Annotated in this window: 17 protein-coding genes; 5 read left to right on the forward strand and 12 right to left on the reverse strand. The window is 41.3% G+C overall.

Annotated elements, in window-relative coordinates:
* Positions 1–89: 89 nt before the first annotated feature.
* A complete protein-coding gene (locus PQ478_RS12410; RefSeq protein WP_289234460.1) occupies positions 90–923 on the forward strand; it encodes a Cof-type HAD-IIB family hydrolase in 834 nt (277 codons plus the stop codon).
* A 395-nt stretch (positions 924–1,318) separates the two neighbouring features.
* Positions 1,319–2,038: a YebC/PmpR family DNA-binding transcriptional regulator gene (locus PQ478_RS12415; protein ID WP_289234461.1), complete on the forward strand. Its 720-nt coding sequence runs from the start codon at positions 1,319–1,321 to the stop codon at positions 2,036–2,038.
* A 32-nt stretch (positions 2,039–2,070) separates the two neighbouring features.
* On the opposite strand, the gene PQ478_RS12420 is transcribed toward PQ478_RS12415, so the two are convergent.
* The 9 genes from PQ478_RS12420 to PQ478_RS12460 form a co-directional block, all read right to left on the reverse strand.
* The gene (locus PQ478_RS12420; protein WP_289234462.1) at positions 2,071–2,826 is read right to left on the reverse strand and encodes an exodeoxyribonuclease III; all 756 of its coding nucleotides are present in this window, start codon (positions 2,824–2,826) and stop codon (positions 2,071–2,073) included.
* A 93-nt stretch (positions 2,827–2,919) separates the two neighbouring features.
* On the reverse strand, positions 2,920–4,200 hold the full coding sequence (locus PQ478_RS12425; RefSeq protein ID WP_289234463.1) for a peptidase: 1,281 nt from the start codon (positions 4,198–4,200) through the stop codon (positions 2,920–2,922).
* On the reverse strand, positions 4,197–4,880 hold the full coding sequence (locus tag PQ478_RS12430) for a 3-oxoacid CoA-transferase subunit B (protein WP_289236978.1): 684 nt from the start codon (positions 4,878–4,880) through the stop codon (positions 4,197–4,199). Before PQ478_RS12430 ends, PQ478_RS12425 begins: the two co-directional genes overlap by 4 nt.
* A complete protein-coding gene (locus PQ478_RS12435; RefSeq protein ID WP_012959123.1) occupies positions 4,865–5,560 on the reverse strand; it encodes a CoA transferase subunit A in 696 nt (231 codons plus the stop codon). The genes PQ478_RS12430 and PQ478_RS12435 overlap by 16 nt, the downstream gene beginning before the upstream one ends.
* Positions 5,561–5,581: 21 nt before the next feature.
* Complete coding sequence (locus tag PQ478_RS12440) at positions 5,582–6,928, reverse strand: aspartate aminotransferase family protein (RefSeq protein ID WP_289234464.1); 1,347 nt, start codon at positions 6,926–6,928, stop codon at positions 5,582–5,584.
* Between the two features lie 42 nt (positions 6,929–6,970).
* Complete coding sequence (locus PQ478_RS12445; protein ID WP_289234465.1) at positions 6,971–7,243, reverse strand: YokU family protein; 273 nt, start codon at positions 7,241–7,243, stop codon at positions 6,971–6,973.
* A 3-nt stretch (positions 7,244–7,246) separates the two neighbouring features.
* Entirely contained in the window at positions 7,247–8,683 is a 1,437-nt protein-coding gene (gene kamA / locus PQ478_RS12450) for a lysine 2,3-aminomutase (RefSeq protein ID WP_289234466.1), read from the reverse strand.
* A 261-nt stretch (positions 8,684–8,944) separates the two neighbouring features.
* Positions 8,945–9,784: a putative beta-lysine N-acetyltransferase gene (gene ablB / locus PQ478_RS12455; RefSeq protein WP_289234467.1), complete on the reverse strand. Its 840-nt coding sequence runs from the start codon at positions 9,782–9,784 to the stop codon at positions 8,945–8,947.
* Entirely contained in the window at positions 9,781–11,202 is a 1,422-nt protein-coding gene (locus tag PQ478_RS12460; protein ID WP_289234468.1) for a sigma-54 interaction domain-containing protein, read from the reverse strand. Before PQ478_RS12460 ends, ablB begins: the two co-directional genes overlap by 4 nt.
* A 377-nt stretch (positions 11,203–11,579) precedes the next feature.
* Here PQ478_RS12460 and PQ478_RS12465 point away from each other — a divergent pair, with 377 nt between their 5' ends.
* Positions 11,580–12,644, forward strand: coding sequence for a M14 family zinc carboxypeptidase (locus PQ478_RS12465; protein ID WP_289234469.1), 1,065 nt, complete (start codon positions 11,580–11,582; stop codon positions 12,642–12,644).
* A gap of 64 nt (positions 12,645–12,708) precedes the next feature.
* Here PQ478_RS12465 and wrbA read toward each other — a convergent pair whose 3' ends face one another.
* From wrbA to PQ478_RS12480, 3 genes are all read right to left on the reverse strand, one after another.
* Positions 12,709–13,374, reverse strand: coding sequence for an NAD(P)H:quinone oxidoreductase (wrbA, locus tag PQ478_RS12470; protein WP_022627892.1), 666 nt, complete (start codon positions 13,372–13,374; stop codon positions 12,709–12,711).
* A 307-nt stretch (positions 13,375–13,681) separates the two neighbouring features.
* Positions 13,682–15,607, reverse strand: coding sequence for an ATP-dependent DNA helicase (locus PQ478_RS12475; protein WP_289234470.1), 1,926 nt, complete (start codon positions 15,605–15,607; stop codon positions 13,682–13,684).
* 157 nt (positions 15,608–15,764) lie between these two features.
* Complete coding sequence (locus PQ478_RS12480) at positions 15,765–16,961, reverse strand: alanyl-tRNA editing protein (RefSeq protein WP_289234471.1); 1,197 nt, start codon at positions 16,959–16,961, stop codon at positions 15,765–15,767.
* A 266-nt stretch (positions 16,962–17,227) separates the two neighbouring features.
* Here PQ478_RS12480 and PQ478_RS12485 point away from each other — a divergent pair, with 266 nt between their 5' ends.
* Both PQ478_RS12485 and PQ478_RS12490 read left to right on the forward strand, forming a co-directional pair.
* A complete protein-coding gene (locus PQ478_RS12485) occupies positions 17,228–17,620 on the forward strand; it encodes a hypothetical protein (RefSeq protein WP_289234472.1) in 393 nt (130 codons plus the stop codon).
* Positions 17,621–18,040: 420 nt separating this feature from the next.
* The gene (locus tag PQ478_RS12490; RefSeq protein WP_289234473.1) at positions 18,041–18,409 is read left to right on the forward strand and encodes a hypothetical protein; all 369 of its coding nucleotides are present in this window, start codon (positions 18,041–18,043) and stop codon (positions 18,407–18,409) included.
* The last annotated feature ends 123 nt before the right edge of the window (positions 18,410–18,532 follow it).

The following is an 18,532-nucleotide window of genomic DNA, read 5'->3' on the forward strand; positions in this document are numbered from 1 at the left end:
ACAACATTCCGTTATAGTAAACTAGCACAACAGTAAAGTAGCATAATAGTAAAGTAGCATAATAGTAAAGTACGAAAGGATTTTTCATCATGACTGATATAAATAAAGAGTATAAAATGATTGTCCTAGATTTAGATGATACGTTGCTTAGAGATAACCACACGATCTCCAGCCGTACGAAAGAAGCATTAATGCAGGCACAGAAAAACGGCGTAAAAGTCGTACTTGCTTCAGGCAGACCAACATACGGGATGGTTCCTATTGCTAACGAGTTAAAACTTGCTGATTACGGAAGCTTTATTCTATCGTTTAACGGAGCTAAAATCATTAACTCCAAAACGAATGAAGAAATGTACAGTAGCACATTATCTCCCGAACAGCTCCATGAGTTGTATCATGTCAGCCAGCGTGAAAATGTCGGGATCCACACATATATGGAAAATGACATTGTTACGGAAGCTAATAACGAATATACGATGATCGAAGGCGAAATTACAGGAATGCCAGTAATTGAAGTCGAGCGTTTTGTTGATGCGGTTGATGAACCTTGTGTAAAAGCATTAATGGTCGGTCATCCCGATCGTTTAGTAGAGGTAGAAAAGAAGCTTCAAGAAGAGTTTCGCGGCCAGCTTAGCGTGATGCGCTCAAAGCCTTATTTTCTTGAATTTACAGAAGATGGTGTGACAAAAGGAGCGAGCTTGCACAGCTTGATCACAAAGCTTGGAATTAAGCAAGAAGAGGTTATCGCAATGGGCGACAGCTACAATGATCAGACGATGATTGAGTTTGCAGGCCTTGGTGTCGCAATGGGCAATGCCCCTGATGACATTAAAGAGATTGCCGATTATGTAACAGACACGAATATGAATGACGGTGTAGCTAAAGTAGTTGAAGAGTTTGTACTTAATAAGGTTACCAAATAAATAGGTTTATTATAGAGGCTGCCACAATTCATGCGGCCGGCCTCTTTTTCATTTCAATCTAATCAGCGCAATAACTCTCTGAATAGCGACAATTCCGCGTAACACTGACACATAGAATGTTTGAATAGGTGCAATACGTTGGGAGTGACGCAATTAAGTAAGGAACCAGCACGAAAGGACAAGAGATAGGCACAATCCCCTCTGCAACCTACATATAAAACGCTTAAAACCATACAATTGTTTGATAGTTCACTAGACTATTAGCGTTGCCCTGCCTCTTCATTCACATCCTTTCACCTAAAATTAGGCATTCCTTGTTTCCTTCACAAAAGGATGATGTATAATAGAGGACGTATTAAGAAGAAGAAACTTATTTCGGAAAGTGAGTGTTCACGATGGGTCGTAAATGGAACAATATTAAAGAGAAAAAAGCGGCAAAAGATAAAAATACGAGCCGAATCTATGCAAAATTCGGCCGTGAAATTTATGTGGTAGCTAGACAAGGCGAGCCTGACCCGGAATTAAATCAGGCATTGAAATTTGTTCTTGAGCGTGCTAAAACGTACAATGTTCCAAAACATATTATTGAACGCGCGATCGAAAAAGCAAAAGGCGGAACAGAAGAAAACTTTGATGAGCTTCGTTATGAAGGCTTCGGCCCGAGCGGCTCGATGATTATCGTTGACGCCCTGACAAATAATGTAAACCGCACCGTAGCTGAAGTTCGTGCAGCTTTCAGCAAAAACAGCGGAAATATGGGTGTAAGCGGCTCGGTTGCGTATATGTTTGATGAGACAGCTGTTATTGGGTTAGAAGGTAAAACGGCTGATGAAGCTCTTGAACTATTAATGGAAGCAGATGTAGATGTGCGTGATATCATTGAAGAAGACGAGTCAGTCATTACATATGCAGCACCTGATCAATTCCACGCTGTACTTGAAGCCTTCAAACAAGCAGGAGTTGAAGACTTTACTGTCACTGAGATTACGATGCTTGCGCAAAGTGAAGTTGAACTGACTGGTGATGATCTAGTTCAATTTGAAAAGATTATTGACACATTAGAAGATTTAGAAGATGTACAGCATGTCCACCATAATGTGGATCTAGTTGAATAAGGATAAAAAACCACGCAGCTGCGTGGTTTTTCTTATATATTAAGTTCTAAGCCAATTGGACAGTGGTCGCTTCCTAAAACCTCAGCATAGATCGATGCTTCGTTAATCTTTTCTTTTAGCTGATTAGAGACAATGAAATAGTCGATCCGCCAGCCAATATTTCTTGCACGGACATCTCTCATATAAGACCACCATGTAAACGCATCTGTCCGCTCAGGATATAAATAACGGAAACTATCAATAAAACCAGATTCTAAGAGAGTCGTCATTTTTCCCCTCTCTTCTAGAGTAAACCCAGAATTGCCGAGATTTGATCTGGCATTTTTCAAGTCAACCTCGGCATGGGCAACATTTAAGTCTCCGCAGTAGACAACGGGTTTATACCGATCGAGATCTAGAAGATACTCTTTTAATGCATCCTCCCATTCCAGCCTTTCTGACAAACGAGATAAATCACGTTTTGCATTAATCGTATACACATTAACTAAATAAAACGAATCAAACTCCAAAGTGATAATGCGGCCCTCATCCTCTGATTCTAGCTCACCTACTCCGTACCTTACGGAGATCGGCTTTTGTTTCGTGAATACAGCCGTGCCGGAATACCCCTTCTTCAATGCATAATTCCAAAATTGATGATAGCCGTCAAGCTCTAATTCAATCTGTCCCTCCTGAAGCTTCGTCTCTTGCAGGCAGAAGATATCTGCATTCTGCTCATGAAAAAAATCAAGAAATCCTTTTTTCACACAAGCTCGCAGGCCATTTACGTTCCATGAAATCAACTTCATTTCTACTCACAATCTCCCTTTCTATACGATCGATTAAATCTACCTTTTAAATCCTAGCATATTTTAAGACCGAATAGAATGAGAGTGACTTGCTTAAGCTTTTTCTTCTCCGCACCAATCAATGATCGTGTGCACAATCACTTCAGCACAAGAGAAGACCTTTTCAAGTTCAATATATTCGTTAGGGAAATGTGCTTTCTCTGTTACACCTGGACCAAATACAACCGTTGGAATGCTGCCAATTTCAGTTAAGAGGCCTCCATCTGTGCCCCATGGTGAGGCCTCAATCACAGGCGGAGCCCCGATTACTTCTATATATTTATCCCCAAGTAACTGCATAAATGAATGATTTGGATCAAGTGAGCCAGGAAGCCATCTGGCCCCGAACCACTCAAGGGTTACTGGAAACTCTTCGAACCAAGGATCTTTCTCGGCAAGCCTTCGGATCCATTGCTTCATTTCTTCTTTCGCCTCCTCAATCGTCTCCTCAGGCGACACTCCAAATCTGCCTTCCACCGTCACTAGATCAGGTACAGAAGACGGCCAGTCTCCTCCTTGAATTTTGCCTATATTGATTGGAATAGGAATAGGAATCGTTTGATATAACGGGTCCGTAATACGGTCGTTTCGAATCTTCTCCAGCTCTTTTATATGATTAATAACGGTCATGCTTTTTTCAATCGCGCTGACTCCTTCATACCTCGTGCCGCCGTGGGCAGATAAGCCTTTTACATGCAGCTTAAACCACATCGAGCCTTGCTGCTTAGGGAAAAACTTCATATTGGTAGGTTCCGGAATAATCGCTGCATCTGCTTTGTAGCCGCGCAAAAGAGCAGCAAGTGTCCCCGTTCCTCCACTCTCTTCTTCGATGACACTTTGAAAAATGACATCCCCTCTTAAAGAGATATTCGCTTCTTGGATGGCTTGAATGGCTAGCAGGAGGGCAACATTGCCGCCCTTCATATCCGTCACACCACGCCCGTACATCTTCCCGTCTTTCACAACACCGCTGAATGGGTGGTCACTCCATTGCGTGACATCTCCTGCAGGTACAACGTCAATATGTCCATTAAGAATAATGGACCTGCCGCCCCCCGTTCCCTTCAACACCCCGACTACATTCGGGCTGCCTCTGAACTCTGTTCTAGATGACGCAAAATAACGATGGCTTGTAATTTCCTTTGCATCAGGTTCCCACACATCTACTTCAAGTCCCATCTGCTGCAGTGTTTCAATGACGAGACTTTGAGCCCCTCGTTCATTCCCTTGAGTGCTTTCTGCTTGAACAAAAACTCTAAGCAAATGAATGATCTCGTTCTTTTTTGAATCAATACTTTGTTTAATCACTTGAGCCTTATTGATAGATGGCTTCATGAATGTTCCTCCTTCCTCGGGTCAAGGACTTTAACCCTATCAGCGATCGTAAGCTCTGCGCCTGTTGCAGCTATCACTTCTTCTATCGTGTGGGGAGCGATAACCTCTTTTAATAGGAGACCAGAAGACGTCACTTCAATCACTGCCATATCAGTAATAATCAATGATACACATCGCCTTGCGGTAAGCGGGAAGGAGCATTGCTTCACAATTTTCGGCTCACCGTCCTTATTCAAATGATTCATCAACACAACAACTTTTTTTGCTTTTTGCGCAAGCTCCATCGCTCCGCCAATTCCTGGCACTCTTTTTCCAGGAACAATCCAATTGGCAAGGTCTCCGTCTTCGCTGACTTCAAGACCGCCAAGGAAGGTCATATCGAGATAGCCTGAACGAATAATTCCAAAAGCAATCGCGCTGTCAAAATAAGAAGCTCCGCGAACCGTCGTTACCGGATAGCCTGCCGCATTACATAAAGTAGGGTCTTCTTCTCCTTTTCTTGGTGATGGCCCCATCCCAAGCACCCCGTTCTCGGCATGAAATAGAACCTCTACTTCCTTTGAAATATGATTTGGTATGAGCGAAGGGATGCCGATGCCAAGGTTAACGATCATGCCTGATTGTATTTCTTTAGCCGCACGATTGGCCATTTGATTTCTGATATCTACTCCCATACCCACTTCCAATCGACCCCCTCGGTCTTAATAATGAGGTCCACAAAAATACCAGGAGTTGTAATTTCCTCTGGCGCCAGCTCTCCTGGTTCTACAATCTCCTCTACTTCGGCTATTGTAAATGTACCAGCCATTGCGACGAGCGGATTTGTGTTGCGGGCACTCGTTTCATAAATAAGGTTGCCAAATGTATCTGCTTTTTTGGCATATACAATGGAAACATCTGCTGTTAAGGCTGTTTCAAGTAAGTATTCTTTATTATTTAAGGTGACTTTCTCTTTTCCTTCTTCAATCATGCTGCCAAGACCGACATCGGTTAAAAATGCTGGAATGCCGACACCGCCGGCTCTGATCCGTTCAGCTAACGTTCCTTGTGGAGAGAATTCAACTTCTAATTCGCCTTCTGTCATCAACTGACCTGCCACTGGATTGGAGCCAATATGGGAAGCAATCAACTTTTTTGCTTGTTTATTTTTAATAATTTGTCCGATTCCAATATGCGGAAAGGCCGAATCATTCCCTATTAAGGTAAGATCCTTCACGCCTTTTTCTAACATCCCGCGAATAATGGTCGGCGGATTTCCGATTCCTCCGAATCCGCCAAACATCACAGTTGAGCCATCGTGAATCACAGACAGGGCATCTGATAAGGTACCTATTTTATTTAACGACCTTTTGGCCTCCATCTCCACTCCTCCCATCTTATCTCAGCTAGGCATTTCTAGTAGAACCTGCTCTATCGATTGTTTTAACCGGTGAACAATCTCATCTATTTCATCTTTAGTAGTAATTAAAGGAGGAGAAATGATTACAGCATCACCGTCCCCTTTTGACCGTGCTGTGCCAGCCGGGTAGATTAATAATCCATTGTCTTGTGCGGCTTTAACCAGCTTCTGTGTAAACCCTAATTGGCTGTCAAACGGCTTTTTTGACCAACGGTGCTGTACAAATTCAATGCCGACCATCATTCCCGCACCACGTACGTCTCCAATACATGCGAAGTGGTTAAACAGCGACTTTAATTTTGTTTTCAAATATGTCCCATTTTCTTTTGATCTCTCAATCAGACCATGCTTCCTTACATAGCGCAAAACTGCTAAGGCCGTTGCGGCAGATTGCGGATTGGCACTATATGTGTGTCCGCTCATGATGAAATTGGAGCCGTTTTTAATCGGCTCGAGAACCGTCTCCGTACATAAGGCCGCAGCCATCGGGGTGTAGCCAGCACTTAACCCCTTTCCTAATGCAATAATGTCAGGCAATACGTTCCAATGATTGATACCAAGAGGTGTACCGCATCTCGCAATTCCGGTCATCACTTCATCTGCGATAAACAAAATGTCATTCTCCCGGCAAATCTCCATGATCCGCTCGTAATAGCCAGGAGGCGGAACAATCGCTGCCCCAGCCGCTCCGATAATCGGCTCAGCGATAAAAGCTGCGATATGCTCTGCACCATTTTTTTCAATTGCCGTAATAAGATCCTCTGCACATTTTAAATGACAAGCAGGATACGTTTCACCGAATGGACACCTGTAGCACGCGGGAGGGGCGACAACTGGATAATCGGCTAATAAGCTGTGAAACCGCTCGCGCCGCTTTTTATGACCAGACATTGACAGTGCTCCGATCGTAATTCCATGGTAACTGGTCCAGCGGGAGATAATTTTATTTTTTTGAGGCAGCCCCCTCTCTTGAAAATGCTGAATCGCTATTTTCATCGCTGTTTCTGTTGCCTCTGAGCCGCTGTTAACAAAAAACGTATAATAATCCTCGTCTCCACCTGCCCATTCATTCAACTCACGCGCAAGCTCCTCTACAGCATCTGAGGTAAATTGAGACCGGTACACAAAAGAGACTTTCTTTGCCTGCTCATTCATCGCTTCAATAATCTCCGCGTTGCCGTGTCCAATGCTTGCAGTCACAGCACCTGAGGCGGCATCGATATAAGCTTTTCCGTCCTTATCATATAAATAGATGCCCTCACCGTGTGAAATGACTGGATAATTTTCATCTAACAACGGTTTAATGACAAGCGACTGATCTTTTTTCACAAACCTCCCCACCCCTCCGCACACTCGTTGCTGCTGCCATTTTTAAAAACGGAAGTAATTACGTTTTAACAATTTCGGCTCTGCCATAAGTGCTTTATAAGAGATACAGTTCGGTACATTTTTGATATTGATTAATACAAGGTGGTCTTCAAGTTCTTCAATTAATTGATCATCCTGATACATCATCCCGCACTCCGTACACTCAATGGTCGGAGTGTTGGTTATTTCAATCGCCCTTGTGCCGTCTGGAAGCTCCCAATACACACTAGACGTCGTTTCTTTTGCACTCTCCTCCTCGCACCAAACACATCGCATCTGTTACGCCTCCTTCTCTTTACTCTCCTCTTGTTCTGGCTGCTCCTCTTTTGGCGCATTCTTTTTTAATTCTGCTTGGTACTTCTTTTCTTTCAGCTGGTCACGCTTTTCACGTTTATCTTTTAAAGTTGTATGTTCACCGGTTGACTGATATGCCACGCGACGCTCATGACGCTTTAATGATTTCGGTGTTAATGTTGGCTGACTGTCGTTTAAAAGAGAAGCAATGCCTACATCTGTATGCTTTAGAGCCGTATCAGGATAAACGCCGTTAAAGTACTCATCAGCTGTACCTGCTGTATAATTTTCCGGCTCTGGATAGGTCGTAATTACGCCTTCAAAGTTACGAAGCACCACTTTTTCCGGACTTTGTGAGATCATATAATTTGGCTGAAGAGTAATTTTGCCGCCGCCATGCGGAGCATCTACGACAAAGGTCGGTACACTGTATCCGGATGTATGCCCTCTTAAGCCTTCAATAATTTCAAGTCCTTTTGAGACCGGCGCTCTAAAATGCCCGATCCCTTCTGATAAGTCGCATTGATAAATGTAATACGGTCTTACTCTAATTTTCACAAGATCCTGGCATAGCTTTTTCATAATCGGCACACTGTCATTAATGCCAGCAAGAATAACTGCTTGGTTTCCAACAGGCACGCCTGAATTGACAAGCATTTCACAGGCTTTCTTAGACTCTTCAGTAATCTCAATCGACGTATTAAAATGCGTGTTCAGCCAGACTGGATGGTATTTCTTTAAAATATTGCACAAATTTTCAGTTATTCGCTGCGGGAATACAACCGGCGCACGAGTTCCGATGCGAATGATTTCCACATGCGGAATAGCGCGTAAATTCTTCAAAATATATTCAAGGATCGTGTCATTAATTAATAAACCGTCACCGCCAGAAATTAAAACATCACGAACCTCAGGTGTGTTTTTAATATAGTCAATCGCCCCGTCTAATTGCTTTTTCGGAACGCCCATCCCAATCTGCCCGGAGAACCTGCGGCGTGTACAGTAGCGGCAATACATCGAGCATTGATTAGTTACAAGGAATAACACTCGATCTGGATAGCGGTGTGTAAGGCCCGCAACAGGAGAATCCTCATCTTCTTCTAACGGATCTTCCATATCATATTTCGTTTTGTAAATTTCTTCTCCAATCGGCACCGACTGCATTCGAATCGGACATCTCGGGTCATCTGGATTCATTAATGAAGCATAGTAAGGAGTAATATTTAGCGGAATCGTTTTCGTCGAAATCCGCACGCCCTCTTCTTCTTCAGGCGTCAGATTGATTACTTGCTTTAAGTCATCTAACGTACGAATGGTATTAGTGAGCTGCCAAATCCAGTCGTTCCACTGCTCATCTGTGACATCTTTCCATAAAGATATCTCTTTCCAATGACGATCAGGTTTGTATAAATCCATCCACATATGATCTCCCCCTTTTATCTACTCCCTAATAGTAAAAGCAAGGAGCATGCCAATTGTTCATCTCTTACCTAAATTGGGCACCTAAGGCTGGTTTATCAATGTTTTTGGTTATACCGAGACGCAAAAGAAATGGGCTGGGTCTTACTTGAATGAAAACAGTTGCCGATTTTCTGGCACTCTATAAGGAAAACCAACCAAAAAAAGCTGCCTAATAATCAGCACTCGACTAATTATTGGCAGCTCGTTTTCCGCTAGAAAGTATTACGTTTGTGATAAATCCTTTACCCAAATATTCATATCCTCAAGATCCTCGAAAATGTAGCAATTATTCGTCAGCCGGCCTCCATATGAATAGCTGAGTTGGAAGAAGGCATCATTCATTCCAAATGATTTCGCCCGCGCAAGAGAGAAGGCACAGTAAATACTTTTTGTCCTTAGCTCATCTTCTAACTTTAAGAGCAGATGCTTCATCAACCCATGAGCTCTATGTTCTGGCAAGGTTGCACAATCCGTAAGTTCAGCATGATGAAAGGTTTCATTTACATCAGCCGACGCGGCACTGATAATGGTTCCTTCATACTCAGTCACACAGAAAAGACTGCCGCCCGCCATCATTTTGCGGACATACTCTGGCTGATCCATTGGCGTAGGGTATACAGGAAACACCGTTTTATATAGATGGGCCAATGCTTCTGCATCCACTTCTGTCGCTTTTCGCAATTGGTATAATAGTGGAAGATCATTTAGATGGGGCTTTACATATTTCTTTTGAACCGCTTTTAAAATATCTTGCTCTTCTTGCCAAGCTGAACTTGTTCTCCTTGCGTCTGTTGTATAAAAAGTCATCACATGCGCATCGCTTCCATTAAAAAATCCTTCTAGCACACCTTCTAATTCAAACCCCTGCCTGAGAAATGCCTGCCATTGGCTAGCGGCAGATTGAACAATCACCTTTTCATAGTTTCCTGACTTGGCCTCTGTTAAAAGAAAGGCTGCGACATCGTCTACATTGCCTCTAAACGCTTCCACTCTAAGCCGCTTATTAAAATCATCTTTTGTAAGCTCCATTGTAAATGAAGCTTTTTGCACGGTTTCTTTCATGTTCTGCCCTCCTCGTACGTAATGTGTAATTTTTGCAGCTTGTATTGAAGTGTTTGTCTTGGTATCTCAAGCCGTTTGGCTGCTTGCAAGACATTTCCTTTTGCTTCTTGAATCGCTTCTTTAATTAACGTTCGCTCGGTCTCCTCAAGCGTTTTTCGCAATGAACGCTTTCGCTCTGGCTGCTCTCGTTTTACGCTTGAATGCTTCATCAACTCTTGTTTTAGATAAGCTGGGAGATGGTCTAGATGAATCGCATCTCCTTCTGTCATCATCATTGCGTATTCAACAACATGCTCAAGTTCTCGCACATTTCCGGGCCAGTAGTACCTGCTAGAAAGCTCTAATACATCCTCGTCAATATGAGTAACAAGCTTTTGAAACGTATAATTATATTTCTTTCTAAAATGCTCCATTAACAAGGGTATATCAGCTTTTCTCTCGCGTAAAGGCGGGATCTCAAGCAAGCATACATTCAGTCTGTAATAAAGATCTCGTCTTAGGATCCCTTTTTCCATACATACATGAGGATGCTCATTCAGCGCTACAACAAAGCGTACGTCCGTTTGATAGCTTTGTGAGCCTCCGAGTCTTCTAATTACGCCATCTTCTAATACACGCAATAATTTACTTTGAAAATCAAGCGGCATCGTATTTAATTCATCTAGAAATAAGGTTCCCCCATGTGCCAGTTCAATTAAACCCGCCCGGTCCACTGCTCCTGTGTAAGACCCCTTCTTCGTTCCAAATAACATACTCTCTAACAACGTGGATGGCAGGGAGGCACAGTTTTGCGCGATCAGTGTTTCCTTTGCTCTTTTTGAAGATTGATGAATGGATTGGACAACCAGCTCTTTCCCTGTCCCTGTTTCGCCATAGACCATAATAGGTGAAGAAGTGGCTGCCGCTTTTTTGGCTCGCTCAATCACTTTCAACATCTGCGCATCTTGTGTAATGAGATCATCCCATGTATAGGTGGCACCTGTGGTCAGACTTGGTTTTTGCTGACTCACCACACTTGACTGCAGGTCGATTAATTTTTGTGAGAGCTGTTTGACTGTAGAAAGGTCTTTGGCAATCTCGACCGCACCAATTAATTTTGTTCCAGAATAGATCGGAACCGTTGTATTCACGGTATCTATAAGCTTCCCCCGTATGTTTGTGAACGATTGATGCTGCTGGTAGATAGGCTGGCCGCTTTCAATGACCTTGAGTAAGGTGCTGTTTTCTTTATTTAACGATGGAAAAATATCAAGCACATGTTTTCCGAGGGCATCATGTATGGAGATTCCATCATTCTGGGCTGCCCTGTCATTATAAAAAATCGTGATCCCACTTGCATCTACCACATGAATGGCTTCATCAATACTATGAATAATGGCTTCTAATAATTCTGGTCGTTTTATGGTTTCAATAAACATGAGCATCACCACTTTTAGGTTGTTTTCTTATGTATCTACTATATTCACGAGTGATGACAAAAAAACCTCTTCTACAGGGCTGGTCTTTATTGGAAACAATAGATTCTAGTTCTTTTTCATTCGAGAAAGCCCTTTCCCACCTGCATTCATCATAAATATATTAGTATACTCATAATATAGGAATCTTTTATCTACTTATCCCGAACTTTTGAATCAAGCCTTGATAGATAACCTCACACTAATAGTTCTATCCTCCCTAATATTTCGATCCCCAAAACAGTCTTTCTTCCTTATTCACAGATTATTCACTTTTCTTTATTATTAAAATATAGTTATTTTTAGTAAGTTACCCATATTTCTTTAGAGGAGGAAAATGAATGAAAAAGATCACAAAGACAATGCTAGCATTATCCTTATCAGGTGTTATGACGTTTGGTGCACTGACAACGGCAGGCCTTCCTGTTGGAGCGGTGGGAAATGGTCCAAACTATAATGGGAATGAATCCATTCAAACTTCCATCCTTACTACATATGAAGAATTAGTTGATTACTTAGAGAAGCAAGAACAAAGACAACAAGCAATGGAGCTTGAAGTTATTGGTGAAACAGTTAAAGGCCGTGACATTTATATGGCCAAATATATTTCAAATGAAGAAAATCCTACCATCCTATTTTTAACCCAGCAGCATGGAAATGAGCAGTTAACAACTGAAGGTGCAATGGAGTTTATCAAACATTTAGGAACAGGCAAGACGAGTTCTGTTTTAGATAACGTAAACATTTTAATCATTCCAATGTTGAATGCCGACGGGGCTATGGGTGATGTAAACTTCTCTACGGATAATTACATTGCAAGCGGAGATCGCCACCTAACACGTACGAATGCAAATAATATTGATTTAAACCGTGAGCATAACAAGCCAATCGATGAAATGGAGCCAGAAGCTCGTGCCCTCTATGAAAACGTATTTGAAAAATATGAAATCGATTACTTAATTGACCTTCACCACCAAGGCACTCAAAGCGAGCGTGATGGAAAGCTTGTATCAGGTTCTATTCTTTACCCTACAAATCCAAATGTAGATCCTGCTATTGTTGAGGATTCTAAGAAACTAGGCGCGGTTGTCTTCCATGAAATTGAATCAAAAGGCTGGGGACATCTTGGCAAGTATAATGGTGGCAGCGGCGACAATATCGGCCGTAACGGAATCGCATTGCGTTATGACATCGCTACACTATTATTTGAAATGCGCGGGATGAGTGATCATACGAATCCGACAGCGGTTCTTGGTCAAAAAAGTAACGGCTACTTAATCAGACAAACGGTTAATACACTAGATTCAACAGTAAAAGCCATTGCTGATGGTTCGATTGATACAGTCGACACTAGCTTCTGGGAAACACTCCCTTTCCAAACGACTAGACCATCTAATGAAGAATAATTAATCCAAAACAAAAGAAGCTGCCCCTCGGGACAGCTTCTTTTTTTAACTATACTTCTTCTTCTTACTCATTTCCTCTTTTAATACGTGAAGCAATGTCAATTGTACGTTTTGCTTGGTATTTTACTGCTTCTTCTACGTCTTCTTTCATGTTTCCATCTTGGTCAACAGTTACACTTGTACCGTATGGATTCCCGCCTGATGCGAATGTTACTGGATCTGAGTAACCTGGTGATGCCACAATCGTTCCCCAGTGATGCATCGTAGTATAAAGTGCTAAGATCGTAGCCTCTTGTCCACCATGTGCATTTTGAGCCGAACTCATTGCACTTGCTACTTTATTAACAAGCTTCCCGTTAAACCAAAGTCCGCCAGTTGTATCAAGGAATTGTTTTACTTGGCCAGGAATGTTACCGAAGCGTGTAGGTACGCTGAAGATAAATGCATCTGCCCACTCTAGATCATCAAGCGTTACTTCAGGTACGTCCTTTGTTTCCTCTACATGAGCTTTCCACGCTGGATTTGAATCGATCGCTGCTTGGGGAGCAAGCTCAGGAATCTTAACTAGTTTCACTTCTGCTCCTTGTGCTTTTGCTCCCTCTTCTGCCCACTTCGCCATCTTGTAGTTAGTACCTGTTGAACTGTAATAAATGATTGCTACTTTTACGTTTGACATCGTTTCATTCTCCTTTTGGGTTGGTTTCCCGAATAATTTTTCTAAAAATCCCATCCATCTCACCTCAGCATATTTTATTTATGTGATCAGTCGGTAAACTGAGATAAGCAACCTTTACTTGCTTTACTGTTACCATTTTCCATCCATCTTACACACTATCTTAAATTCAAGATATTATTCTAAAATAAAATATCTTAAGACAAAGTGTTTTGAATTTAAGATATTAGTTGAATAATTAACCGATTTTGTCTGTCGGTGCGATTGTCTTGAATTTAAGATAATCTTACTCGCTATTGTATTCGCTGTCAACACTTTTGTGAGAAAAACCGTGCGATTATTTACGCACGGCTTCCAATATGGTTTATTTCCAGTTCAGTGATACAGGAAAAACTTCTTGAATACTTGCTTCATGTTTTTCTTTTTGAGCTCGATTCATCCAAATATGCACAGCTCCCTTGTCTTCACTGCTGCGAATCAAACGACCGATCCCTTGACGAAGCCTTAACAGCATATACGGTGCATCTACTTCTTCAACAGGATCTAGCGCATGCATTCGCTTCGCTTTAAATACTGGGTCTTGTGGCGGGAATGGCAGGGATGAGATCAATACTTGTGTTAGTGACTGTCCAGGAACATCAAGTCCCTCCCATAAATGATACGAACATAAGACAGTTGTTTCATTGAATTGAAACTCTTTCACCGCTTCACTTATTTCCCCGTCACCTTCATAGATCATTTGAAACGACCAGTTTTGTTGTTCTGTAAAGCTCCTAAATCGGTTCATTTCTTCTACAGAAGAAAATAGGATGAGCGAGCGGCCGCCATTTTCAACAAGCTTACTGCCGATCTCTTCCCATTTTTTTTCTTCATCTTGATCAATATGGCCATAGATATTCATCTGTTCATCATAATCAAATGGTGATTCGACAGAGAACGAAAGAGACTCGTCAATTCCTAGACTGTTAGACATATATGAAAAATCTTTATTACGCGATAATGTCGCAGAAGAAAAAACGAACGGTATGTTTTGAGTAAAGACTTCTTTTTTTAAGATATCTTCAACCAGCCGCGGCATGATAACAAAGGAGGTCTCTGTTGCGTTCTCTTCAAGCCAGAAAATCCCCTCGTCTTCTTTTAACAAGATCGATAACCCGTAAGAGAAGAACTCTAAGTACTCTTCAATCATTTTAATATGATAATCTTCAAGCACAAATAACTCAGAATCAAAAACAAGCTGCTCTAAAATAATCTGCACCTGCTTATCCATTTTAGAAGCTAGAGCTTGCATTTCTTTTGTACGAGGCACCTCACGTCTTTGTGAGCCCTCTACCTGCTTAGCCGTTTCTCTCAGCACATCAAACCATTCATCATGAAGAGCAAGAAGCTCCTCAATCGCAAATAATGATTCCTCGCGTACATCCTGGCTCATATAGCCGGTAAGGACAGTCGTTAACGTCTCAGAGTGGAAGCGGTACGTTAGTGCTTTTTGAGCCGCAAATTCTAATAAATGACCTTCATCAAACACGACACAGCTCGCCTCAGGCAATAGCGGCAGCTGTCCTTCACGTTTTCTTGACTCCTTCGTCCACACATGTTCCATATAAAAATCATGTGAACAAATGATCAAATCACCAGCATGACGGTAATATTCACGGTTTAACGTCTGCCCGCAGCGATGACGCCAATCACAGGTGGAACATTGCTGCAACGGATCCCATGCAATCTGCTCCCATTTATCGTTTGGCACCCATGGATACTCTTTACGGTCACCATAGCTTCTAAATGCATTCATTGAGGTTGACTGATCATACACAAAGTTAGGAATCTCATCATGCACACGCAAAATATCCTCATCATCTGTTTGGTTAGAAAGCGGGTCGAGCTTCTTCATACAGACATATTGTTCACGCGCTTTTGCAAGACGAACATCGACGTTAAGTCCTAATGCTTTTTGAAGCTTTTCGATGTCTCCGCCTTCTTTCACTAACTGCTCGATCAACGTCTCATCTGCACAGGAAATAATTGCAGGCTTACGCATATAGCGTGCGTAACAAATCGCATAAAGGAGGTAAACAAATGTCTTTCCAGTCCCTACTCCAGCCTCTGCAAAGATCGTTTTCTTCTGTTTAAACGCCTGCTCCACTTGAAAAGCCATAAATATCTGCTCATCACGCAGCTCATAGCCCTTTTCAGGCAAGATGTCATAAAAGACATCTCCGACATAATCACCTAATTGATCAAAGAAATTTTCTGTTTTTGATATTGTAAATGGTAATGGTTTAATCAAATCATAATCTCCTTACTATACAGTCTATCAGCCTTATCTAGTATGCTTTCTGTAAAAGTCCACTCCTTATCATAGCAGAACATACCTTCTGATGCGATATGTAATGTGAACTTTTACATAATAAAGAGACTACAGCTGCAGCCTCTCTCGTTCATCTCTAGAATAACTCTCTAACAAGCTCAAATAATGATTCGACGTCCGCCCCTTTATTTCCTCCGCCTTGAGCAAAATGTTGATTTCCACCGCCTCTTCCATCTATATAAGGCAGTACCTTTTTCATCATCATATTCGCTTGAACAGAATTTACCGCCTTTCCGACAGCCATAACAAGTTGAGTTTTTTCAGCTGTTTCCGATACAAAAAAGACCACAGCCTGATCATTTTCTTCGACAACATCTTTCGCAAGCTGCTGCAGTTCCTTGATTGAACGGTCTTCGAAGTGTTTAAATAATCGTGATTGATTGCTCACCACTTCACAGCTATCCAGTAATTCGATTGCTTCATATTTAAATAATTCACCCTTTAACTGCTCCAGCTCTTTATCCAATTCTTTTTGTTTCACAATAAGGCTTGTTGCTTTTTCGGGCAGTTTAATGGACGGCGCATTTAGTGTTTGGGACAGTTTCTGTAGAATTTGATTTTGCTCGGTGAATTGCCTAAACACACGATTCCCGCACAAAAAACTGACGCGAATATGATTTCGCTGCTTTTCCCAGCCCGTAATAGACAGCCCCTGCACCTCAAGCGTCTGTTTTGGATGGGTGCCGCCGCAGCCGTTGTAATCAAAATCAGGAATAATCACAAGCCTGATATCCCCTTTAACTGAGAGTTCTTTGCGAAGCGGATAACGATTTGCTTCTTCCTCACTCACCCACCTTGCCTCGATCGCTCGGTTTTCTTGGATCATTTCATTTGCATAGTGGACCGCTTTCTCCGCCTCGTCTGTTGTCAGTTGAGAAACTTCTATATCAACGGTTACTTCTTCTGAGCCTAAATGAAACCCCACTGTTTGATAGCCAAACAGTTCAGCAAAAGCGGCTGATAAGATATGCTGGCCTGCATGCTGCTGCATATGGTCAAATCTCCTATTCCAATCTATTTGACCATGAACTTTTTGACCAGACTTAAAAACAGAATTCTCTATATAATGTCTTATTTCCTCTTCTATTTCTTCTACCTGGTTAACGTTCACATCATCTAGCAGTCCCTTATCACAAGACTGTCCACCTCCAGTCGGGTAAAAGGCGGTTTGATTTAATACGATGTAATCCCCCTGTTCGTCTGTATCCTTCTTTATAACACTAGCTTCAAAATGTGTTAAGTAGGCTGATTCATAATAGAGTTTTGTTGTCATGATAGACTCCTTCCATTCCCCTATTTCCATGGGGAAAATGTAAATTTCCCGGGTAAGCGCATATTTCGACGGATGCTGACGTCATCTGCATTCGGTTTGTCAAATCATGTTATATACGTCTAAAAATCTAGTATTCGTAGGCTATTCATAGAATCGTAACGCCTGTTTTTATTTGTACTAGTCTGAAAACTATACCAACTTTATCTTAGATCATAGAGTATAGTATCCCTTTTAAAAAGGGAAATTAATTTTAGGAGGAAATATAAATGGGTAGATTTAATTCTTTAGATTCAAATTACCACGGCTGTGGATGTGGATCTGGATCACCTGAAACACATCATCACCACCATAAACCGAAGAAAGATAAGCAAAAATGTGAGGGGTGCTTCTGTAACGAATTCAAAGGCGAAACAAATGTTGCATTAGCAAAGTTAGTAGTAGACGATAGAAACTTTGTTTTAGATGAAAGAGATCCGTTTTTCAGTAGTCCCCCTTTGAACATCTGTCGAATTACACTCGTTAGAATAAAGGATTGCTGTGCTACTTTTAGGATTGTTTCTCGTCCGGGTGGAAGCCCTTGTGAAGGAGACAACCCTAATATTCAGAATTATACTTTTACAACTGACTGTAAAAATATAGTGTTATATGAAGAGCTATAAAGTTAAAAAATCTGCCGGTTATACTGGCAGATTTTTTAACTTTAATTTAATTTCTTTGTCTTTTATTGAGGTACACACCACTTCAACAACAAACATCATTTAATTTAGGTAACATATAGTGAATAGTTTCTTGCTCATGGTACATAAAGCAGCATCTCTATAGAACTTACCATCTTCGTTAAAAAGAGTATCAGCTCATATATATCTTTATATGTAATCTTACTATTTCTGAAAGGTGAGTAATTTTAAGATACAGGATTTACTGTTGATTGTCTGAAATCTAGTAAAAACAGACAAATCACCGCTGCATCTTGCCTGTTTTTACATTTACTAGCCACAAACCTATACCATTTCACCTCCAAAACATAGAGTATAGTAACCTTAGTGAAAAGGATTTAAACTATATTAGGAGGAAATAATATGAATAAATTCAATTCCATTAAACCTAAACAATACGGATGTGGTTGCGGATCTAGAAATCAAGATGGGCACCCTCAGAATAAATCTAAGAAGAAAAAAGAAAAGAGATCGTGTGCCTGCTTATGTAACCAATTTGCTAAAGAAACTCCTGTTTACTTTACTTCTTTAGTAATCAATGGAGCGATTTTCAGAGTTGGTCAAGGTGATCCTGTAGCAGGAGCGGGTACAATTGCTGAGATCATCTTAACAAATATAAACAAAAAAAATTGTTGTACTACTGTTAGAATCATATATGCAACTGAAATTTCTACATCTAGAACATACAGAGATATTCCCTGTGACCAACTAGGACCATATATTCTTCCATAATAACTTTGGGTATTTAGCCTAAACTGTTTTTTTAATTTGTTACATCATTAACTGAGTATTCTTTGAAGATTAATCCTTACCTTCTTAAAGACCTGTGCTTTGCACGGGTCTTTATTCCGTTCT

It is taken from the genome of Alkalihalophilus pseudofirmus, assembly GCF_029094545.1.
Classification (GTDB): Bacteria; Bacillota; Bacilli; order Bacillales; family Bacillaceae_D; genus Alkalihalophilus; species Alkalihalophilus pseudofirmus.